At 68.5% G+C, this 20,847-nt stretch carries 22 protein-coding genes; 15 read left to right on the top strand and 7 right to left on the bottom strand.

Features of this window, described 5'->3' with window-relative positions:
* Positions 1-17: 17 nt before the first annotated feature.
* Together RHM57_RS14335 and coaA are read right to left on the bottom strand one after the other, a co-directional pair.
* Positions 18-311, bottom strand: a complete 294-nt coding sequence (locus RHM57_RS14335; protein ID WP_134449919.1) for a DUF6412 domain-containing protein — start codon at positions 309-311, stop codon at positions 18-20.
* Between the two features lie 173 nt (positions 312-484).
* Complete coding sequence (coaA, locus tag RHM57_RS14330; RefSeq protein WP_134449920.1) at positions 485-1,441, bottom strand: type I pantothenate kinase; 957 nt, start codon at positions 1,439-1,441, stop codon at positions 485-487.
* A gap of 33 nt (positions 1,442-1,474) precedes the next feature.
* Between coaA and glmS the strand changes: the two genes are divergently transcribed.
* The 10 genes from glmS (at position 1,475) to RHM57_RS14280 (ending at position 9,407) form a co-directional block, all read left to right on the top strand.
* Positions 1,475-3,325 (top strand): glutamine--fructose-6-phosphate transaminase (isomerizing), encoded by a 1,851-nt coding sequence (gene glmS / locus RHM57_RS14325; RefSeq protein ID WP_134449921.1) that lies wholly within the window; start codon positions 1,475-1,477, stop codon positions 3,323-3,325.
* A gap of 37 nt (positions 3,326-3,362) precedes the next feature.
* Complete coding sequence (locus RHM57_RS14320) at positions 3,363-3,719, top strand: holo-ACP synthase (RefSeq protein ID WP_134449922.1); 357 nt, start codon at positions 3,363-3,365, stop codon at positions 3,717-3,719.
* Positions 3,713-4,876 (top strand): alanine racemase, encoded by a 1,164-nt coding sequence (gene alr, locus RHM57_RS14315; protein ID WP_322189868.1) that lies wholly within the window; start codon positions 3,713-3,715, stop codon positions 4,874-4,876. Before RHM57_RS14320 ends, alr begins: the two co-directional genes overlap by 7 nt.
* Positions 4,873-5,415, top strand: coding sequence for a tRNA (adenosine(37)-N6)-threonylcarbamoyltransferase complex ATPase subunit type 1 TsaE (tsaE, locus tag RHM57_RS14310; protein WP_134449924.1), 543 nt, complete (start codon positions 4,873-4,875; stop codon positions 5,413-5,415). Before alr ends, tsaE begins: the two co-directional genes overlap by 4 nt.
* A gap of 9 nt (positions 5,416-5,424) precedes the next feature.
* Complete coding sequence (gene tsaB / locus RHM57_RS14305; protein ID WP_134449925.1) at positions 5,425-6,057, top strand: tRNA (adenosine(37)-N6)-threonylcarbamoyltransferase complex dimerization subunit type 1 TsaB; 633 nt, start codon at positions 5,425-5,427, stop codon at positions 6,055-6,057.
* Positions 6,058-6,597 (top strand): ribosomal protein S18-alanine N-acetyltransferase, encoded by a 540-nt coding sequence (gene rimI, locus RHM57_RS14300; RefSeq protein ID WP_166787419.1) that lies wholly within the window; start codon positions 6,058-6,060, stop codon positions 6,595-6,597. It abuts the gene before it with no gap.
* Positions 6,594-7,661: a tRNA (adenosine(37)-N6)-threonylcarbamoyltransferase complex transferase subunit TsaD gene (tsaD, locus tag RHM57_RS14295; protein WP_322188422.1), complete on the top strand. Its 1,068-nt coding sequence runs from the start codon at positions 6,594-6,596 to the stop codon at positions 7,659-7,661. Before rimI ends, tsaD begins: the two co-directional genes overlap by 4 nt.
* 143 nt (positions 7,662-7,804) lie before the next feature.
* Positions 7,805-8,281 carry a DUF4190 domain-containing protein gene (locus tag RHM57_RS14290; RefSeq protein ID WP_166791056.1) on the top strand — a complete coding sequence of 159 codons (477 nt, stop codon included), beginning with the start codon at positions 7,805-7,807 and terminating at the stop codon, positions 8,279-8,281.
* A gap of 85 nt (positions 8,282-8,366) precedes the next feature.
* The gene (locus tag RHM57_RS14285; protein WP_322188420.1) at positions 8,367-8,948 is read left to right on the top strand and encodes a hypothetical protein; all 582 of its coding nucleotides are present in this window, start codon (positions 8,367-8,369) and stop codon (positions 8,946-8,948) included.
* 51 nt (positions 8,949-8,999) lie between these two features.
* Positions 9,000-9,407 carry a hypothetical protein gene (locus RHM57_RS14280; protein WP_134449929.1) on the top strand — a complete coding sequence of 136 codons (408 nt, stop codon included), beginning with the start codon at positions 9,000-9,002 and terminating at the stop codon, positions 9,405-9,407.
* A gap of 46 nt (positions 9,408-9,453) precedes the next feature.
* Here RHM57_RS14280 and RHM57_RS14275 read toward each other — a convergent pair whose 3' ends face one another.
* Positions 9,454-10,668, bottom strand: coding sequence for a class I SAM-dependent methyltransferase (locus tag RHM57_RS14275; protein WP_322188418.1), 1,215 nt, complete (start codon positions 10,666-10,668; stop codon positions 9,454-9,456).
* Positions 10,669-10,818: 150 nt separating this feature from the next.
* Between RHM57_RS14275 and groES the strand changes: the two genes are divergently transcribed.
* The 4 genes from groES (at position 10,819) to RHM57_RS14255 (ending at position 14,532) form a co-directional block, all read left to right on the top strand.
* On the top strand, positions 10,819-11,115 hold the full coding sequence (gene groES, locus RHM57_RS14270) for a co-chaperone GroES (RefSeq protein ID WP_092339382.1): 297 nt from the start codon (positions 10,819-10,821) through the stop codon (positions 11,113-11,115).
* 161 nt (positions 11,116-11,276) lie between these two features.
* A complete protein-coding gene (rarD, locus tag RHM57_RS14265) occupies positions 11,277-12,206 on the top strand; it encodes an EamA family transporter RarD (RefSeq protein ID WP_134449931.1) in 930 nt (309 codons plus the stop codon).
* A gap of 43 nt (positions 12,207-12,249) precedes the next feature.
* Entirely contained in the window at positions 12,250-13,011 is a 762-nt protein-coding gene (locus RHM57_RS14260) for a hypothetical protein (RefSeq protein ID WP_134557991.1), read from the top strand.
* Positions 13,012-13,197: 186 nt separating this feature from the next.
* A complete protein-coding gene (locus RHM57_RS14255; RefSeq protein WP_134449933.1) occupies positions 13,198-14,532 on the top strand; it encodes an ABC transporter substrate-binding protein in 1,335 nt (444 codons plus the stop codon).
* A gap of 392 nt (positions 14,533-14,924) precedes the next feature.
* Here RHM57_RS14255 and RHM57_RS14250 read toward each other — a convergent pair whose 3' ends face one another.
* From RHM57_RS14250 to RHM57_RS14235, 4 genes are read right to left on the bottom strand one after another with little or no spacing between them, the layout of a single operon-like run.
* Positions 14,925-15,707, bottom strand: a complete 783-nt coding sequence (locus RHM57_RS14250; RefSeq protein ID WP_134449934.1) for an ABC transporter ATP-binding protein — start codon at positions 15,705-15,707, stop codon at positions 14,925-14,927.
* A gap of 2 nt (positions 15,708-15,709) precedes the next feature.
* The gene (locus RHM57_RS14245; protein WP_134449935.1) at positions 15,710-16,705 is read right to left on the bottom strand and encodes an ABC transporter ATP-binding protein; all 996 of its coding nucleotides are present in this window, start codon (positions 16,703-16,705) and stop codon (positions 15,710-15,712) included.
* Entirely contained in the window at positions 16,695-17,684 is a 990-nt protein-coding gene (locus tag RHM57_RS14240) for a branched-chain amino acid ABC transporter permease (protein ID WP_134449936.1), read from the bottom strand. Before RHM57_RS14240 ends, RHM57_RS14245 begins: the two co-directional genes overlap by 11 nt.
* A 13-nt stretch (positions 17,685-17,697) precedes the next feature.
* Positions 17,698-19,077: a branched-chain amino acid ABC transporter permease gene (locus tag RHM57_RS14235; RefSeq protein ID WP_134449937.1), complete on the bottom strand. Its 1,380-nt coding sequence runs from the start codon at positions 19,075-19,077 to the stop codon at positions 17,698-17,700.
* Between the two features lie 264 nt (positions 19,078-19,341).
* On the opposite strand from RHM57_RS14235, the gene guaB reads away from it, so the two are divergent.
* The gene (gene guaB / locus RHM57_RS14230) at positions 19,342-20,844 is read left to right on the top strand and encodes an IMP dehydrogenase (RefSeq protein WP_322188414.1); all 1,503 of its coding nucleotides are present in this window, start codon (positions 19,342-19,344) and stop codon (positions 20,842-20,844) included.
* Positions 20,845-20,847 lie beyond the last annotated feature (3 nt).

Here is a 20,847-nt window from a genome sequence, read left to right as displayed (position 1 = left end):
GAGTTGCCGGCTGAGGTCTAGGCGACCGCGAGCGGCCGGGCCGGTGCGCGCGGGCGTGGACGCCCGGCGGTGTTGGGATGACTCGGTGCGGCGAGTTCGCTGAGCACCTCGCGGTGTCGGTGGGAGCGGCGGCCGACTGTGATCTCGAGGGCGTCGGCGGCCGTGAGTCGGCACTGGACCCCGATAACGAGCGCCAGGCCGAGTACGGCGACGCCGGCGAAGAACATCATCCCCGGTTCGGTCGGCACGAGGATGAGCGCGAGCAGCGGACCGGCCAGGTACAGCACCAGCGCGGTGTAGGCGGCTCTCACGATCGCGCCTCCAGGCGGGTCGGCCAGAACGATTGGTGAGTCGACTCTACGCCGCGGAGTGAAGCAATTCGACGGAGATTTTCGGTTCTGAACCGGTCTACCCGGTCTCCCACGTATCGGAAAGCCAAAAACCCCGTCGAATCGGTCAGGGCTGCGGGCGGATGCCGCACCGCTCAGAGCTTGCGGAGCAGCACCTTCGACACGGCGTGGTTCTCGTCCTTGCGGAGCACAAGGGTCGCCCGGGAGCGCGTCGGCAGGATGTTCTGCACCAGGTTGGGCTCGTTGATCTCGTCCCAGATACGGCGGGCCTCCCGGCGGGCCTCGTCCTCGGTCATCGTCGCGTACCGGTGGAAGTACGACTTCGGGTTGCTGAACGCGCCGCGCTGCAGGCGCAGGAACCGGTCGACGTACCAGCGGGCGATGTCCTGGGTGCGGGCATCCACGTAGACGGTGAAATCGAAGAGGTCGCTGACCGTGAGCCCGTGCCCCGTTGTCGGCGGCGCGAGCACGTTGAGGCCTTCGACGATGAGGACGTCCGGCTGGCGCACCACGATCTGCGCGTCGGGAACGATGTCGTAGTTCAGGTGCGAATAGAACGGAGCCCGCACCTCGGCGGCGCCGCCCTTGACGGCGGACACGAATCGGAGCAGGGATCGCCGGTCGTACGACTCTGGAAATCCCTTGCGAGCCATCAGTCCCCGCCGGGCCAGTTCGGCGTTCGGGAAGAGGAACCCGTCGGTCGTCACGAGTTCGACCCGGGGAGTGTCCTCCCAGCGGGCCAGCAGTTCGCGCAGGAGCCGGGCGATCGTCGACTTGCCGACGGCGACGGACCCGGCGACGCCGATCACGAACGGGGTGCGCCGGGCACGTTCGCCGAGGAAGTCGCTCGTCGCCCGGTGCAACTGGCTTGCTCCAGCGGCATAGAGGTTGAGCAGGCGGCTGACGGGCAGGTAGACATCGGTCACCTCGCCGAGGTCGAGCGGCTCGCCGAGGCCGCGCAACTGCACGATCTCGGTCTCACGGAGGGGGAGCTGGGTGGTGGGTGCAAGGGCCGCCCAGTCCGCTCGATCCAGCTCGACGAACGGTGTGGTGTGGCCGTTGTTCCAGAGGCTCGCGGCTGGATCGGACATTCCACACAGCTTAGTCGGACTAAAATCGGGGCTATGTGCGGAATCGTGGGTTATGTCGGGGAAGATAAAAGCGTCGAGGTCCTGATGAGGGGGTTGCGGAGACTGGAATACCGGGGGTACGACTCGGCGGGGATCGCGGTCATCGACGATGACGGCGTGCTGAACACCAGGAAACGGGCCGGTAAGCTCGCCATTCTGGCCGGGGACCTCGAAGGCAACCCGATGAACAACGGCCGTACCGGCATCGGCCACACCCGCTGGGCCACCCATGGCGGACCGACCGACGCGAATGCGCATCCGCACCTCGGTGACAACGGCAAGCTCGCCCTTATCCATAACGGCATTATCGAAAACTTCTCCGTTCTCAAGGAGGAGCTCCTCTCCGAGGGCTTCACCTTCGAGAGCGAGACCGACACCGAGGTCGCCGCAGTGCTGCTCGGCCGCGAATACCAGCGCCTTGGCGACCTGAGCGCCGCGTTCCTGAGCGTCGTCGGCCGCCTGGACGGCGCATTCACCCTCCTCGCGGTGCACCAGGACCAGCCCGGTGTCGTCGTCGGCGCCCGTCGCAACTCTCCGCTCGTGATCGGTCTCGGCGACGGGGAGAACTTCCTCGGCTCCGACGTCGCAGCGTTCGTCGAGTTCACCCGCCGGGCCGTCGCCGTCGGCCAGGATCAGATCGTCACGATCACCCCTGAGGTCGTCACCATCACGGACTTCGACGGCAACGCCGTCGAGTTCGAGGAATTCGACATCGCCTGGGACGCCTCCGCCGCCGAAAAGGGCGGTTGGTCCAGCTTCATGGCCAAGGAGGTCTCCGAGCAGCCGGACGCCATCGCCAACACGCTCCTCGGCCGCATCCACGAGGGCCAGGCCGTCGTGCCCGAGCTCGAGGCCTTCGGCGACGACGTGCTCGCCGGCATCCGCCGGATCGTCATCGTCGCCTGCGGTACCGCGGCGAACGCCGGCTACGTCGCCAAGTACGCGATCGAGAAGTGGACCCGCGTGCCCGTCGACGTCGAGCTCAGCCACGAGTTCCGCTACCGCGACCCGGTGCTGAACCCGGAGACCCTGATCATCTCCATCAGCCAGTCCGGCGAGACCATGGACACCCTGATGGCGGTCAAGTTCGCCAGGGAGTCCGGCGCCAAGGCCATCTCGATCTGCAACACCCAGGGTGCGACCATCCCCCGCGAGTCCGACGCCGTGATCTACACGCACGCCGGCCCAGAGGTCGCCGTGGCCTCGACGAAGGGCTTCACCGCCCAGATCGCCGCCCTCTACCTCTTCGCCCTGCACCTCGCCCGCGTGCGCGGCAGCATGACCGAAGCGGATGCCGCGGCCCAGATCGTCGAGCTGCAGGCCATTCCCGCAAAGATCGCGACCACCCTGCTCCAGGAGAGCGCCGTGCACGAACTCGCCGCCTGGATGTCGGACACCCGTGCCGTGCTGTTCCTCGGCCGCCACGTCGGTTTCCCGATCGCCCTCGAGGGTGCGCTCAAGCTCAAGGAACTCGCGTATATCCACGCAGAGGGTTTCGCTGCCGGCGAGCTCAAGCACGGTCCGATCGCGCTGATCGAGCCCGGCCAGCCCGTCTTCGTCGTCGTGCCGAGCCCGCGCGGTTCCGCGCACCTGCACCCCAAGGTCGTCTCGAACATCCAGGAGATCCGCGCCCGCGGCGCTCGCATCATCGCGATCGCCGAAGAGGGCGACGTGGCCGTTCTGCCGTTCGCGGACACCGTACTGCGGATCCCGCTCGCCTCGCCGCTGTTCGAGCCGTTCCTCGCGGTCGTGCCGATGCAGATCTTCGCGATGGAGCTGGCAACGGTCAAGGGCCTCGACGTCGACCAGCCCCGCAACCTCGCGAAGTCGGTCACGGTCGAATAAGCGCGGACGGAGTGGGGACGGGCAGGCGGTCGCGGGCGTGATTCGTGGCATCGGCGTCGACATCGTCGACCTCGACCGGTTCGACCGGCAGGTTCTGCGCACGCCCGGACTCGTTCCCCGGCTGTTCGCGGCCGCAGAACGCGGCCTGCCCACCCACTCCCTCGCGGCGCGGTTCGCGGCCAAGGAAGCACTGATCAAGGCGCTCGGCGACAGCGCGGGCACGAGCTGGCAGGAGATGGAAGTCGTGAGCGACGCGCACGGTAACCCCGGATTCCGGCTGAGCGGGGTCATGGCCGAGGTGCTGCGTGCGCGCGGCGTCGACTCCGTGCACCTCACGATGACCCACGATGCGGGCGTCGCCTGCGCCTTCGTCGTGCTCGAGGGTGCATCGTGAGCGAGTTCCGCGAGGCCGTCATCGACCTCGGTGCGATCGCCGCGAACGTCGCCCACCTGCGCGCCACGATCGGCACCCCGCATTTCATGGCCGTCGTCAAGGCCAATGCGTATGGCCACGGCGCGGTCCCCGTCGCCCGCACCGCCCTCGCCGCGGGGGCCGACTGGCTCGGCGTCGCCGATCTCACCGAAGCGCACGCGCTCAGGGACGCCGGCATCGAGGCCCCGCTCCTCGCCTGGCTGCACGGGCCCGACACGGATTTCGAGGCCGCGATCGCCAGGGACATCGACCTGGGTGTCTCGTCCGCCTGCCAGCTGCGGACCATAGCGGATGCCGCCGGCCGGCTCGGCCGCGTCGCCAATGTCCACCTGAAGCTCGACACCGGCCTCAGCCGCAATGGCCTGAACGGGCCGGACTGGGCCGAGGTCTTCGCGCTCGGCTCCGGCTTCGAACGGGACGGCCTCGTGCACGTCCGCGGCATCTTCAGCCATCTCTCCAACGCCTCCCCGGCCGCGGACGACGAGGCCGTCGCCCGCTTCAGCTCCGGCCTCGATCTCGCCGCAGCGGCAGGGCTGACCCCGGAGCTCGCGCACCTCGCGTCGACAGCGGCCGCCCTGCGCCTGCCCGCCGCCCGGTTCTCCATGGTGCGGATCGGCATCGGCCTCTACGGGTTGTCCCCCTTCGACGACGCGAGCCCGCGGGAGCTCGGCCTTTCGCCGGCGATGACCCTCCGCGCGAGCGTCGCCGCCGTGCGCCGGGTGCCTGCGGGAGCGGGCGTGTCCTACGACTACCTGTGGCGTGCCCCAGAGGACGGCAATCTGGCCCTCGTCCCGCTCGGTTACGCGGACGGTGTGCCCCGCGCGGCGTCCGGCTCTGCGCGGGTGAACATCAACGGCCGCGGCTATCCGATCGTCGGACGCATCGCGATGGACCAGTTCGTCGTGAGTCTCGGCCAGGACGGTGTCGACGTCGGGGACGCGGTCGTGCTCTTCGGCGACCCCGACGTGCGTGGGGGAGAGCCGGAGCCGGTGCCGAGCGCTGCCGACTGGGCGGATGCCGCCGGCACGATCAACTACGAGATCGTCACCCGGATCGGGCACCGCGTTCCGCGCAGCTACCGGGCTGTCCTCAGCGAGAGCGGGGAGCCCGCGCGATGAACCGCCGGGTGATCCCCGACGCCGCTGCGATGCACTCCTGGGGTGTCCGCGTCGCCGCTGAGCTCCGCGCGGGCGACCTGCTCGTACTGACCGGTCCGCTCGGCGCGGGCAAGACCACCTTCACCCGCGGCCTCGGCGTCGGACTCGGGGTACGCGGCGCGGTGACGAGCCCGACCTTCGTGCTCGCCCGCACACACCCGAGCCTCGTCGGCGGCCCGCCGCTCGTGCACGTCGACGCCTACCGGCTGCAGGGCGCGATGGAACTCGACGACCTCGACATCGACTTCGAGCATTCCGTCGTCGTGGTCGAGTGGGGCCGCGGGCTGCTCGATGGGGTCGCGGACTCGTGGCTCGACATCGAGATCGAGCGGCCGACGGGCGCATTGCAGACCGGGCCGGCGGGCGCGGCCGGCTCCGCCCGGGCATCCGCCGCACCCGGCCTGGACCTCGACGTCGACCTCGACGAGCCGCGCACCGTCACCATCACCGGGTTCGGCCCCCGCTGGGCCGCGTTCGAGGGCGCATGGCCCGGGGAATAGGCTGAACAGGTGCTTCTCGCCATCGATACCTCCGCCGGAACCAGCGTCGCGGTCGTCGACGGGGTCCGCGGCGTGCTCGCGGACATCGACACCGCAGACACCATGCGCCACGCGGAGTTGATCGGCAGACTCATCGCAGAGTGCCTCGACCGGGCGAACGTGCGGGTCGCCGACCTCACCGGTGTCGTCGGCGGCATGGGCCCTGGCCCATTCACCGGTCTCCGCGTCGGCATCGCCGCTGCCCGCGTCTTCGCTCTCGGCGCCGGCCTGCCCTTCCTCCCCGTGATCAGCCACGACGCCATCGCCCTGAGCCGCTTTCGGGCCGGCCACACCGGCGGCCTCGTCGTCGTGACCGACGCCCGCCGGCGCGAGGTGAACTGGTCGGCATACAGCGGGGCGGATGCCGCCGGCCTGCCCGTACGCCTCGCCGCGCCAGGGGTGGCGAAACCGGCCGTCCTGCTCGAGCCCGACTGGGTCTACGCGGGCCTGGTCCGCGCGGACGCCGTGACCGTTCCGGCCGCCGACCTCGGCAGGGTCGCCGAACTGCTGCTGGCCAACGACCGTGCCTTCGCGACCGACGCCGCCTTCTACCTTCGATCGCCCGACGTCACCCTCTCCAACGGTCCGAAACGGGTGAGCTGAGTGACCTGGCAGCTGCGCCGCGCCCACGCGGGCGACCTCGACGGCATCATGGCCCTCGAGACCCGCCTCTTCGAGAACGACGCCTGGTCCGCGGAGGGCATGCTCCGGGACGTGACCGACCCGGACTGCTACTACCTCGTCGCGGTCCCGCCGGACGAACCCGACCGCATCGAGGCATACGCGGGGCTGCTCGCGCCGCGCGGGGCGCTCGAGGGCGACATCCAGACCATTGCCGTCACCGAGACGGCCCGCCGGCACGGTCTCGGCGGCACCCTCGTGCAGAGCCTCGTCACCGAGGCCCGCAAGCGAGGCATCCGCGAGGTGTTCCTCGAGGTCCGCGCCGACAACCCCGGCGCCCAGCGGGTCTACCTCCGGCTCGGCTTCGAGGAGATCGGTGTGCGCCGCGGCTACTACCAGCCGGACAACGTCGACGCGCTCGTGATGCGACTCGCAGTGCCGCCCGCGGAGGCGGCGCTCGCCGCGCCCGACCCGGTGCAGTCCCCGACCGACCCGACGGATGCCGCGGAGGCGACCGAATGAACCGCGACAACCCCCTGGTGCTCGGCATCGAAACCTCCTGTGACGAAACCGGCATCGGGATCGTCCGCGGAAGCCGGCTGCTCTCCAACACGATCGCCTCATCGATGGATGAGCACGCCCGGTACGGCGGCGTCGTACCCGAGGTCGCGGCGCGCGCCCACCTCGAGGAGCTCGTCCCGATGATCCGGGCGGCGACCGAGGACGCGGGCATCCGCCTCGAGGACGTCGACGCGATCGCCGTCACCTACGGCCCCGGCCTGTCCGGCGCGCTCATGGTCGGCGTCGGCGCCGCGAAAGCACTCGCGATCGCCCTCGGCAAGCCGATCTACGCGGTCAACCACCTCGTCGGCCACGTCGGTGCCGACGTACTCCAGACCGACGCCGATCCGGGCACGGAGCCCCTCGAATACCCGACGATCGCCCTCCTCGTCTCCGGAGGGCACACCTCGCTCCTCCTCGTGCGCGACCTCGTGTCCGACGTCGAACTGCTCGGCGAGACCATCGACGACGCGGCGGGGGAGGCCTTCGACAAGGTCGCCCGCATCCTCGGCCTGCCATACCCCGGCGGCCCGCAGATCGACCGCGTCGCGCTCGGCGGCGATCCGGCGTACATCCGCTTCCCCCGCGGCCTCAGCCATCACAAGGACATGGAACACCACCGCTACGATTTCTCCTTCTCCGGGCTGAAGACCTCGGTCGCCCGCTGGGTCGAGCAGACCCGCGACGCGGGGGAGACCGTGCCGCTCGCGGACGTCGCGGCGAGCTTCCGCGAGGCCGTCATCGACATCCTGCTCACCAAGGCCGTCGCCGCGTGCACAGACCTCGGGGTGCCGCGACTTCTCCTCGGCGGCGGGGTGATCGCGAACGCGCGGCTCCGCGAGCTCGCCGTCGAGCGAACGGATGCAGCAGGCATCGCCCTGCGCATCCCGCCGCTTTCGCTGTGCACCGACAACGGCGCCATGATCGCCGCGCTCGGCGCCCAGCTGATCATCGCGGGTCACGAGCCGTCCACCCTCGACTTCGGTGCGGATTCAACGCTCCCTGCTTCCGTCATCCAGGGCTGAAAACCGCGTCCCATCTCCGGTTCCTATGCATCCGCGATACGCTGGACGCAACAGACATGGCGCGTCATGGGCGTTGACACCCGTTCAATGAGGGTGCAACTATGGCACCGCCAGCTGATCGAAGCCCAAAGGAGCCGTTAGTCATGACCGACCCGAACCAGCCTCCGGTAACCCCGCCCCCGGTGAACCAGCCCCCGATCTACCAGGCGCCCGCCGCGCCCGAATACCAGGCACCCGCCGCGCCGGCGTACCAGGCACCTGCCGCCCCTGCGTATGGCGCACCGGACACGTACGGTCAGCAGCAGTACGGCCAGCAGCAGCAGCAGTACGGCCAGCCGCAGGCGTACGGCCAGCAGGCCTACGGCCAGCCCCTCGCCCAGGACAAGTACAACGTCCTCGCGATCGTGTCGCTCGTGTCGGCGTTCTTCGTCTCTCTCGCCGCGATCATCACCGGCCACATCGCCCTCAGCCAGATCAAGAAGACCGGAGAAAAGGGCCGCGGGCTCGCCATCGCCGGCCTCGTTCTCGGCTACCTGGGCATTGTCGCCGGCATCATCGGCGCGATCCTCTTCATCGTGCTGATCAGCACGGCCTCGACCAACGGGTACTCCAGCTACTGACCCACTGGATCGTCCCTGCCGGCCTGTCGTCACGACTGACCTGCCATCACCGTTGACCCGTCAATGAAGTGGAAAGGAACAGCTCATGAGTGATCTGAACGCCCCTGGTGCCTCGGGAATCCCTCCGGTTCCCGAGGTTCCGCAGGTGCCCGACGTGCCGCACGTGCCCGAGGTTCCCGAGGTCCCGCAGATTCCGCGCGGCGAGTCCACCGTGGCCGCTGCAGGGCCGCCCGGAACGCAGCCCGTGGCATCCGGCGGCGATGGGTTCGCCGGTCCGCCGTTCACGGATCCTCCGACCGCCGGTCCAGCGCCCGGCGGTCCTGCCTCCGCCGGACCGCCGTCGCCCGGTTACGGGTATCCGTACCCGCCCGCCCCGGGGACGCAGGCTCCGACCCGCCAGCCGCTGCTCAGCATCCTCTCGCTTGTCGCAGGTGTCGTCGGACTGCTGGGCCTCCCGATCGCCTTCATCCCCTTCGTCGGCGGGGTGCTCACCCTGCTGCTGCCGGCCGCGGCCATCGTGCTCGGGGCGCTCGGTCGCACGAAGGAACCGCGCGCACGTGCCCTGTGGCTCACCGGCCTGATCACGGGCATCGTCGGCGTCGCCCTTTCCCTGCTGAGCATCGTCGTCTGGATCATCGTCTTCGCAAGCATGCCGAGTACCTACTAATATCGCTGAGAGCCCGTTCCCCGGGCGAAGTGAACGGACCGGGAGGCCGCAGTGACGGATGCACGACGTCCCACCGCCGGTGACGACCTCCGCTTCGAACTGACGCGCCCGCCGGAGGAGGTCACCGGCGAACTCGACTACGCGTCGACCGTCACCGCTCCCACCGAATGGGTGCCGTACGTCTACACCGAGTCCGAGCTGCGCGCCCTTGCGCGCAGGCGCGCCCGCTCTCTCGCCTCTCTCTTCTTCGGCGCCGTCGGCCTCGCCGGCGCCGTCTTCGTGGTCTGGACCGCGCCGCTCTCGCTCGCGGCCGTCGTGCTCGCCGTCTGGGCGAGCCGCACCGAACGCGCGGCCGTCGCGATCTGGGCCTGGGGCCTCGGCACCGGTCTCGCGGGCCTCGTCATCGCCGCCGGCTGGATCGTGCTGATCAGCCAGGGCATCAGCCCCATCCCGCACTGAGCTCCCGGCGTTGAGTGCCCGGCGCTGGGTGCCCGGCGCTGAGTGCTCAGCGCGGCGGCTGCACCCGCTCCACGAGCAGAGCGAGCCTGTGGCCGCCCGCCCGGGTGAGCACGAGAGTGGCGGACTCGGACCCGTGCAGCTTCAGCCGGGTGCGCAGCACGGCCGGGTCAACGTCCACGCCGCGCTTCTTGATCTCGAGAGTCCCGATCTGACGCTCCTTGAGCGCGAGCCGGAGTTTCTTCTCGTCCACCGGCAGCGACTCGAGCACCCGGAACGCCGTCGCGAACGGGGTCTCGTGCAACGACTCTGAGCTCAGGTATGCGATGCCCTCCCCGAGCATCAGCGCGTCCATGCTGCGGGCCAGGTCGCCGATCAGCCGCGCCCGGATCACGGCGCCATCCGGCTCATACAGGTAGCTCCCGGGCACGCCCGCCTCTCCGGGCACGGTCTCGACATCCGGACTGTCCGCGGCCGCGGTCAGCTCGTGCCGGCCGTCCCTGCCCAGGAGCAGGGCCGAACGGCGGATGCCCTCGCGAGCGAGAACGCCGAACCAGAGTCCCATCTCCACGAGCTTTCCGTCCACGGACACCCACTGCGCTTCCGCGGCGGCGGGAATGGCGTCACGGTCGTGACCCGGACCGAGCTTCACTCCGATCGGCATCCGCTCGCTCAGTCCGAAGACGAAGTCGAGGTTCGGCGAATAATCCTCCGGGCGGGTCAGCCGGGAGGTATTGCTGTGACCGGCCGTACGGCGGGCCGGGTCGAGCCAGGCAGCGTCGAAGCCGGTGAGGTCGAAGGTCTCCGCGTCGCCGTGCACGACGGCGGCATTGTCGAAGGGGGCGAGGTTGTAGCTCGCGACCGTGGCCGTGACCTCGTCCGTGTCCACGGCGGTCACCTGGATGTCGAGCGCGGCGAGGGCCATCGAGTCGCTGCCGATCCCGCTGCCGAGATCGGCGACCCGGTTCAGTCCGGCAGCGGCGAACCGGCCGGCGTGCAGCGCGGCGACGTTCAGGCGGGTGGCCTGTTCGAGACCGGCCTCAGTGAAGAGCATCCGCCCGGCGAAGTCGCCGAACTTGGCCACGGCCTTCGCCCGCAGCCGCGATTGGCCGAGCACCGCGGTCACGAGTCCCTGAGGATGGCCGGCCTTCCGCAGGTCGCTCACCAGCCGAACCACATCGGAGGCGTTGTCCCAGGGCGGAAGCGAGTCCAGCAGGCGCAGCCCCTCGGGGGACAACAGGTCAACAAGCTCGGAGCGTTCCATTGTCCAAACGATATCAAGCCATGGCCGCCGCGCCCGGAACGCCCGAGTCTGGCACTCACGTTGCGTGAGTGCCAGAAGCGCCCTAAACTCGCTGTTAGCACTCTCGCTGTGAGTCTGCCAACCAAGTCTTAGCTAAGAAAGAGGTCAACCGTGTCGGTCTCCATCAAGCCGCTCGAGGATCGCATCGTCATCAAGCAGGTCGACGCCGAGCAGACCACCGCATCAGGTCTGGTCATCCCTGACACTGCCAAGGAAAAGCCCCAGGAGGGCGAAGTTGTCGCCGTCGGCCCCGGCCGCATCGACGACAACGGCAACCGCATCCCGCTCGACATTGCCGTGGGCGACAAGGTCATCTACTCCAAGTACGGCGGAACCGAGGTCAAGTTCGGTGGCGACGACCTCCTCGTCCTCTCCGCACGCGACGTGCTCGCCGTCGTCGTCCGCTAGGGATTCGTTCCAGGCGCCACGCACGACCGCAGTACACGTACGAACAACACAAAATCCCGGATGGCCTGATCATCCGGGATTTTGTGTTGCCAGGTCCGCCCGAGCGCGGCCCGCACCACCCAACACGTCCAGGCAGGGCACGCCCGCGAAGGGGAATCGTTGTGAGCAGGACACGGAGCCAGTCGGCCGAACCGACCAGCGGACTCGCCTTCGCGATCTCCGCGTACGGCCTCTGGGGCCTGCTCCCGCTCTTCTTCCTGCTGCTGCACCCGACGGGACCCTTCGAGGTCGTGGCCTGGCGCGTGCTCTTCTCCCTGGTCTTCTGCCTCGCCCTAATCACCGTCACCCGTGGCTGGCCCGCCCTGCTCACAGTCCTCCGCCGCCCGAAGACGGTCTGGGTGATGGGCCTGGCCGGCCTCCTGATCTTCGTCAACTGGCAGACCTACGTCTTCGCGACGCTGACCGGGCACGTGGTCGAGGCCGCCCTGGGCTACTTCATGAACCCGATCGTCACGGTGCTGCTGGGCGTCTTCGTTCTGCACGAGCGGTTGCGGCGCATCCAGTGGATCGCGGTCGCGATCAGCGCGGCCGCTGTGCTCGTGCTGACGCTCGGCTACGGGGCACTCCCGTGGATCTCGCTCGTCCTCGCCCTGTCCTTCGGGTTCTACGGGCTGATCAAGAAGAACGTCGGACCCGGCGTCGGCGCGCTCACCGGCCTCACCCTCGAGACCGCCTGGCTGATGCCGATCGCGGTCGCGGAACTCCTCATCGTGGGCGCCGTCACCGGGCTCACCTTCGGCACCGTGTCGCCGTGGCACACCGTCGGCCTCGTCTCAACGGGCGTCGTGACGGCCGTCCCGCTGCTGTTCTTCGCAGCCGCCGCCCGCCGCCTGCCGCTCAGCCTGCTCGGCCTCGTGCAGTTCGTCGCACCGGTGCTGCAGTTCCTCGTCGGGGTCTTCATCCTCGGCGAGCCGATGCCGCCGGAGCGCTGGGTCGGCTTCGGGCTCGTCTGGGTCGCGCTCGTGATCCTCACGGCCGACATGGTCGTCACCGGACGCGCCCCGCGGCGAGCATCCCCCGAACCCCTCTGACCGGCGATACGCTCGGAGCATCCCACCTGTGAAAGGACCACGGATGCCCTTTCCAGCTCTGAACGTCACCTCGCGACCCCGGGGGCTCACGTCTGCCGGTCTCGCGCTCACCGTCGTCGCCGCGCTGCTGCTTTCCGGGTGCACCGCAGGGGACGCCCCCGTCGTCGTGACCAGCACTCCGACCGTCGCCGCGACGGTCGCGCCGACCGGCGACGGCACGCTCCTGATCGGCACGCTGTTCCCGATGACCGGGGAAGCGGGAGCCGCAGTGACCGGCGCCGCTCAGGTCGCCGGCACCGAGCTGGCCGCCCGCGAGATCCTTGAGCAGGCCGTGCCCGGCACTCTGCCGATCCAGCTCGTGCATCGGAACTCGACGGGGAACGTCGCGGCCGCGGTTGCCGACCTGGTGGCGCGACACGTTGACCTCGTTCTCTGGGACGCGACGAGTGCGGTGCCCGCTGATGTCACGGCATCCGTCGCCGCAGCGGGCATCGCCCTGCTGCCTCTGAACGACTTCACGAACGGCGGCACTCCGCTCGCAGCAGACGAGGCCTTCGCAGTGCGCCTGCGCACCTCGGACCCCGGGCTCGCCGACACCGCCGGAGGCGGGGAAGCCTTCGACGGGGTGGTGCTCGCGGCCCTCGCCGCGAGGGAGGCAGGCGACGACGGCGGGCCCTCGATCGCCCCGGCGCTCGACCGGGTCAGCCACGGCGACGCGGTGTGCGCATCCTGGGCATCCTGCATCACCGCCCTCGGTGAGAAGAAGCAGATCGCATACCAGGGCGTGACCGGGCGACGCTCCTAGTACAGCACCTCGTCCGACGGCGTCCCCCAGAGCAGGTGCCGGTGGTGTCACGAATCGCTAACGATGTTCTCTTTGCGCGGCAAGAAAACATCCTCGAAACAAAGTGATCCTAGGTTGGAGCCTAATAACGCGAGTGGGCCTCACCCGGAGGCGTACTTACGCGTGCAAGATGAAAGGGTACCCAGGATGATTAAATCCAAGCACGCCCTCCGGACCGCCATCGTGGCGGGAGCAGGCGTCATCGCCGTCATGCTCTCCGGTTGTGCATCCGGCGGCGGTTCAACCGCTACCACGACCTCGGCTGCGGCCGCGTCCTCGTACACCGACGCAGCTTGTGCGAGCGGAGCGTCCACGGACAAGTCGCTGGTCGTCGGCTCGATCCTCCCGATCACCGGTAGCCTCGCCTATCTCAACCCGCCGGAACTCGCCGGCGTCGGCCTCGCCGTCTCCGACATCAACGCCGCCGGCGGCGTCGACGGCAAGGACGCCTGCGTCCTGGCCACCGACTCCGGTGACAGCACGGACCTGACGATCTCGACCGCGTCCGCCCAGAAGCTCATCGCGGCCAAGGTATCCGTCGCGATCGGCGCCGCGTCCTCGAGCGTTTCGCTCAACGTCGTCGACTCCTTCGCCTCCGCCAAGATCGTCCAGATCTCCCCGGCCAACACCTCGGCCAAGCTCAGCGGCTACGGTCCGTTCTACTTCCGTACCGCACCGCCGGACTCGGTCCAGGGTTCCGCGCTCGGCCAGCTCATCACGGGTGACGGCAACGCCAAGGTCGCCTTCCTCGTCTTCAACGACTCCTACGGCACCGGCCTCCGCGACTTCACGCAGGCCAGCGTCGAAGCCTCCGGCGGAACCGTCGTCTATGGCGGCAAGGGCAACGGCCAGGAATTCCCCCCCGGCCAGACCACGTTCTCGTCCGAGGTGACCGCTGCGAAGGCGACCAACCCTGACGCGATCGTCATCCTCGCCTTCGACGAGACCAAGTCGATCATCCCCGAGCTCAAGGCCCAGGGCGTCGACCTCTCCAAGGTCTACCTGTCCGACGGCAACACCGCCGACTACAGCAAGGACTTCGAAGCCGGCACGCTGACCAGCGCACAGGGCACGATCCCCGGCGCATACCCGGCTGATGACTTCAAGGCCAAGCTCGTCTCCTGGTACAAGGACACCCAGAACGCAGCTCTCGGAGACTTCTCCTACGCTCCTGAGGCCTACGACGCGACCACCCTCTCCGCCCTCGCGGCGCTGAAGGCCAAGTCCACCGTCTCCGCCGACATCCAGGCGCAGCTCGCGGCCGTTTCCGGCGCGAGTGGCAAGGGCACCAAGTGCAAGAGCTACGCCGAGTGTGCACCGCTTGTCACCGCCGGAACGGACATCCAGTACGTCGGACAGTCCGGCGTCGGCCCGTTCAACTCGCACAACGAGCCGTCGAGCGCCTTCATCGGCATCTACAAGTTCGACAAGGACAACAAGCCGGTCTGGCAGTCCGCCATCGAAGGACAGACCTCCTACTAGCAGGAGAGTGCTGATCGTCGGCTGAGGCCGGACGAACACAGGGAGCGGGGTCGGGCGAAAGCCCGGCCCCGCTCTTTCGTGCGCCCGCCCCCGCGCCTCCCCGCCCCGCGCCTCCCCGCCCCGCGCCTCCCCGCCCCCGCGCCTCGCCGTGCTCGCCAGCATCCGCTCTTTCGCTGAGGTGTCGCAGATCGACGTTCGCCGACCCCGTGAACCTCGATGTGCGACCCCTCAGCGAGGTTTCCAGCCGCACCGGCGCCGGTTTCGGCAGCCCGCGCCCGCCGTTGCGGGAGCGCCTGAGCAGACGGGCGCAGCGGCGGATGTCGCCGGGGACACGAAAAGGCCCGTGCCTGCCCCCAGGGGGCTGGCACGGGCCTCTCGGCGGTGCGGGCGGGTCAGGCGATGCTGACGGGCTTCTCGTCCTTCTCAGCGTCGACGTCCTTGGCGAGGGTGCCGAGGTAGAGCTCGATGACCTTGGGGTCGTCGGCGAGCTCGCGGCCGGTGCCTGTGTAGGCATTGCGGCCCTGATCGAGCACGTACCCGCGGTCGCAGATCTGCAGGCAGCGGCGCGCGTTCTGCTCGACCATCACGATCGTGACGCCGGTCTTGTTGATGCGGCGGGTGCGGATGAAGGTCTCGTCCTGACGCACCGGGGAGAGGCCGGCGGACGGCTCGTCGAGGAGCAGTACGGACGGGTCCATCATGAGCGCACGCGCCATCGCGACCGACTGGCGTTCGCCGCCGGAGAGCGAACCGGCGCGCTGGTTGCGGCGGTCGGCGAGGGCGGGGAACAGGTCGAAGATCGCGTCGAGACGCTCGACGAGCAGCTTGGGCCGCAGGTACAGGCCCATCTGCAGGTTCTCCTCGATCGTGAGGGAGGGGAACACGTTGTTGTTCTGGGGGACGAAGCCGACGCCGGCCTGCACGAGGCGGTTCGCCTTGAAACCGGTGATGTCTTCGCCCTTGAGCGTGACGTTGCCGCTGCGGACGGACACCAGTCCGAACAGTGCCTTGAGCAGCGTGGACTTGCCCGCGCCGTTCGGGCCGATGATTCCGATGAGCTCACCGGGGTAGACATCCAGGTTGCAGCCGTTGAGGATATTGACCCCGGGAACATAGCCGGCGACGAGATCCGTCGCCTGCAGGACCGGAGCGGGAGAGCCTGTGGGTACAACCATGACTACGCGTCGCCTTCCGTGCGGTTTTCGAGTTCGACCTCTTTGGCCAGTTCCTCCGCGACTTCGTCCGTGAGGAGCGAGTCGTCGCCGAGGTCGGTGTCGTGGTGCGCGCCGAGGTAGGCGTCGATCACGGCCTGGTCGTCCATGACGGTGGCCGACGGACCCTCCGCAACGACCTTGCCCTCGGCCATCACGACGACCCAGTCGGAGATGTGCCGCACCATGTGCATGTCGTGCTCGACGAACAGGACGGTCATGCCCTCGTCGCGGAGAGACTTGATGTGCCCGAGCAGCGACTGGGTGAGTGCGGGGTTGACCCCGGCCATCGGCTCGTCGAGCATGATCATGGTCGGTTCGCTCATGAGCGCCCGCGCCATCTCCAGGAGCTTCTTCTGGCCGCCGGAGAGGCTGCCGGCCATGTCGTTCTTCTTCTCGAGCAGCTTGAACCGCTGCAGGAGGTCCTCGGCCTGCGCCGTGATCTCCCGTTCGCGCGCAGCCCAGAGCGGCTTGATCACCGCGGCGAAGAGGTTTTCGCCTGGCTGGTCCTTCGCGCCGAGGAGCATGTTCTCGAGCACGGTGAGCCTGCTGAGCGCCTTCGTGAGCTGGAAGGTGCGCACCATGCCGCGCTGGGCGACCTTCGCCGCACCCATGTTGTTGACCGAACGCCCGTTGAACATCGAGCGGGCTGCCTGGTCGGACTTCGGGCCGCCGATGAGGCGCGGAGCGGAGCTCGGCTTGTCGAAGCCCGTGATCAGGTTGAAGAACGTGGTCTTGCCCGCGCCGTTCGGGCCGATCAGGGCCGTGATGATTCCGCGCTGTACCTCGAGGTGCGGCACGTTGACGGCGGTCATGCCGCCGAACTGCCGCACGATGTTGTCGACGACCAGGATCGGGTCTGGCTTGGGGACGCCGGGAAGGGGGGAGACGGCGGCGACGCTCGCGGTTGCGGCTGCCGCAGCGGCTGTCGGGGCGACGGTGACTCCGAGATCAGTTGACATTGAAGCTCAGCTCCTTCTTGTTACCGAGTACACCCTGGGGTCTGAAGATGACCACGAGCATGAGCACCACACCGATCAGGATCCAGGAGAACTGTTCGGCCTGCTGGCCGTTCATGATGCTGTCCGGCACGAACTGGCCGGCGACACCCTGCACGAACAGGCGCAGGGCGAAGAAGATGATCGAGCCGAGCACGGGCCCGAACACGGTCGCGGCGCCGCCGAGCAACAGTGCTGTCCACACGAAGAACGTCATCGATCGTCCCATGCTGTCCGCCTGAACGGATGCCGGCAGCACGTAGATGATGCCGCCGAGCGCTCCGATGGTGCCGCCGAGGATGAGCGCCTGCATCTTGTAGCTGTAGACGTTCTTGCCGAGGCTGCGGATCGCATCCTCGTCTTCCCGGATGCCGCGGAGTACGCGACCCCACGGGCTGCGCATCAGCAGGAACACGAAGAGGCAGAGGATCCCGACGATGGACCACGCGACCAGGCGGATCCACCAGCCGTTGGAGCCGGTGTTGTCGTAGGTGAACGGGCCGAGGGTGGTCTGGCCGTCGCCGAGGAAGGAGAGGTCGGTGAACGGGCCTCGGTAGCTCTGGCCGGTGAGACCGTTCGAGCCGCCGGTGATGTCGGTGAGGAGCGACGAGCGCCCGATCATCCGCACGATCTCTGCGGCCGAGATCGTGACGATCGCGAGGTAGTCACCGCGCAGCTTCAGCGTCGGAACGCCGAGGATGAGTGCGAAGACCGCCGCGGCGACGAGTGCGATCAGCACGGCGGGGAACAGCGGGATCCCGGCGACGATGGAGATGGCGAAGGCGTATGCGCCGACGAGCATGAACCCGGCCTGGCCCATGTTGAGCAGGCCGGTGTAGCCGAAGTGGATGTTGAGTCCGATGGCTGCGATGGCGAGTGCCGCCGTCGATGGCGAGAAGGCGGAGGCGGCAATCGCCGTCAGGGTCGTCAGAAATTCATTCACGGTCTTGTCCTTCCTAACCGATGCGCTCTCGGCGCCCGAAAATGCCTTGTGGCCTGACGAGCAGGACGAGGATGAGAATGAGCAGTGCCGTGGCGTACTTGAAGTCGCCGGGGAGCACGAGGTTCGTGAGCTCGACGACCATGCCGATGATCATCGCGCCGGCGAGGGCGCCGAACGCGGTGCCGAGGCCGCCGAGGGTGACCGCGGCGAACATCAGCAGCAGCAGCTGCAGGCCGGTCTGCCAGTTCACGCCATTGAGCACGAGGCCGAGCATGACGCCGGCGAGACCGGCGAGTCCGGCGGAGGCCGTCCAGACCAGGCGGATGATGGCGTCGACGTCGATCCCGGAGGCCGCGGCGAGCGAGGGGTTGTCCGAAACGGCGCGGGTGGCCCGGCCGATCCGGGACCGGAGCAGGAACAGCCCGACGAGGATGATGACCGCAACGGCGATGCCCATCGCCCAGAGCGACTGAACCGAGAGGGTGATCGGGCCGATTTCGACGGTGACCGGGTTGGCCTTGTCGATCCGGACGGTCTTGGCCCCGATGAAGAACTGGAACGCGTACTGCAGCGCGATCGAGAGCCCGATGGTCACGATCATCAGCTGGGTGTTCGGCAGGCCGCGCTTGCGCAGTGGCTTCCAGATCAGCGCATCCTGGAAGTACCCGGTCGCCGCGCAGACCGCGACGGTGAGGAAGGCGGCGAGGAAGAGGTTGAGACCGAGCTGGTTGGCGAGCACGAATGCCAGCAGGCCGCCGAGGGTCACCTGCTCGCCGTGGGCGAAGTTGCTCAGCCCGGTCGTCCCGTAGATCAGCGAGAGGCCGACGGAGGCGAGGGCGAGCAGCAACCCGAGGCGGATGCCCGACGCGGCCTGCTGGAGGAAGCGCTCCCACGTGACGGAGCCGGTCGTCGCGGAGTCACCCGTCGACGGGGCAGAGGTCGAGAGGCCGGTGCTTTCCCCGCTGACCAGCTTGAAGATGGTGCCGGCGTTGCGACCCAGGCCGCCATTGACGGTTGCCGGGTTGGCGATGCTCGGGTCGAGGGTGTTCCCGCTCGGCAGGCTCGTGGTGTCGAGGGTGACGGTTGAGGGGCCTGCGACCGTGATGGCCACGCCCCACTTGCCCGCGGCATCCGTCACGAGGTTCTCGGTCGTGTCACCGTTCGTGACCGTGAGCCTCACGCCGACGGCGGGGTCGCCGTTGCCCTGCTTGATCGTGCCCTGGATACAGCCTGTGGTGGCATTGGCCACACACGCCGTAGTCGGGACGGCCGTCGCCGCGGAAGCACTCGTCGCGCCGAGGCCCATCAGGCCCAGACTGGCGACTCCGATGAGCAGGAGACCGGCGAGCATCCGCCGGGACGACAGGAGGCCTGCCGTACGTGTTCGCTGCATGAATGGTGTCAAAACGTAACCTCCGTGAACGGGCGGGGCCTCGGGGTGGTCGAGGGGAAAAAACTCGGGTGAACCGGCCCCTGCCAACTTCTTCGTCGACAGTACGTCCCGATTATGTCGCAAATGTTTCGGAGTGGTCCTCGGAATCGTTTCCGTCCTCAAGGAATGCGCGCGCGGAGAAGTCGCTTAACATTGGGGAACCGGTCGTTTCCACGAATTCCCGGACTCTTCTGTTATTTCTCTGCACCAGCAAAAAGGGGTTTCATGGATCAGCCAGATCCGTTCGGTTTCACCGGGCTTACCTACGACGACGTCCTGCTCCTGCCAGGACACACCGACGTCATTCCCAGTGAAGCAGTGACAATGTCGCGGTTGACCCGGAGAATCAGCGTCGCGACGCCCCTGCTTTCGAGCGCCATGGACACGGTCACCGAGACCAGGATGGCCATCGCCATGGCCCGCGAAGGGGGGCTCGGTGTCCTGCACCGCAACCTGTCGATCGCGGACCAGGCCGAGCAGGTCGATCTCGTCAAACGCAGCGAATCCGGGATGATTACCAATCCGGTAACAACTTCGCCGGAGGCCACCGTCGCGGACGTCGACGCCCTCTGCCGGCAGTTCCGGATCAGCGGACTCCCCGTCGTCGATGGAGACGGCGTGCTCGTCGGCATCATCACGAACCGCGATATGCGCTTCGTCACGGCCACCCAGAAGCACACGATGCGGGTGCGCGAGGTGATGACGCGGATGCCGCTCATCACCGGCAAGGTCGGCATGGCGCCGATGGACGCGGTGGCCATCTTCGCCACCCACAAGATCGAGAAGCTTCCTCTCGTCGACGACGCCGGCCGGCTCACCGGCCTGATCACCGTCAAGGACTTCGACAAGAGCGAGGAATACCCGCACGCGACGAAGGACGACGCCGGCCGGCTGCGCGTCGGCGCGGCCATCGGCTTCTTCGGCGACGCGTGGCAGCGCGCGACCGCGCTGCTCGACGCGGGGGTCGACGTGCTCGTCGTCGACACCGCCAACGGCGACAGCGCCGGCGTGCTCGAGATCATCCGCCGGCTCAAGACCGACCCGGCCTTCGCGGTCGTTGATGTCATCGGCGGCAACGTCGCCACCCGGAGCGGCGCCCAGGCGCTCATCGACGCGGGCGCGGACGCGATCAAGGTCGGCGTCGGCCCGGGCTCCATCTGCACGACCCGCATCGTCGCAGGCGTCGGCGTCCCCCAGATCACGGCGGTCTACCAGGCCTCCCTCGCCGCGCGTGAGACCGGGATCCCGGTCATCGCCGACGGCGGACTGCAGTACTCCGGTGACATCGCCAAGGCGCTCGTCGCCGGCGCGGACACCGTCATGCTCGGCTCGCTCCTCGCCGGCTGCGACGAGAGCCCGGGAGAGCTCGTTTTCGTCAACGGTAAGCAGTTCAAGACCTACCGCGGCATGGGCTCGCTCGGCGCGCTGCAGACCCGCGGTAACAAGACCTCCTATTCGAAGGATCGCTACTTCCAGTCGGACGTCCCCTCCGACGACAAGCTCATCCCCGAGGGCATCGAGGGGCAGGTTCCGTACCGCGGTCCGGTCTCCGCCGTCGCGTACCAGCTCATCGGCGGCCTCCGCCAGTCGATGTTCTACGTCGGCGCGCGCACGATCGACGAGCTCAAGCAGAAGGGCAAGTTCGTGCGGATCACCTCCGCCGGGCTCAAGGAATCGCACCCGCACGACGTGCAAATCGTGGTCGAGGCCCCGAACTACCGTCGCTGACCG

It is taken from the genome of Cryobacterium sp. 10S3, assembly GCF_034344045.1.
In the GTDB taxonomy this organism is placed as follows: Bacteria; Actinomycetota; Actinomycetes; order Actinomycetales; family Microbacteriaceae; genus Cryobacterium; species Cryobacterium glucosi.
The sequence above is the reverse complement of the archived record's forward strand: the minus strand, read 5'-3'. Positions and strand labels throughout refer to the sequence as shown.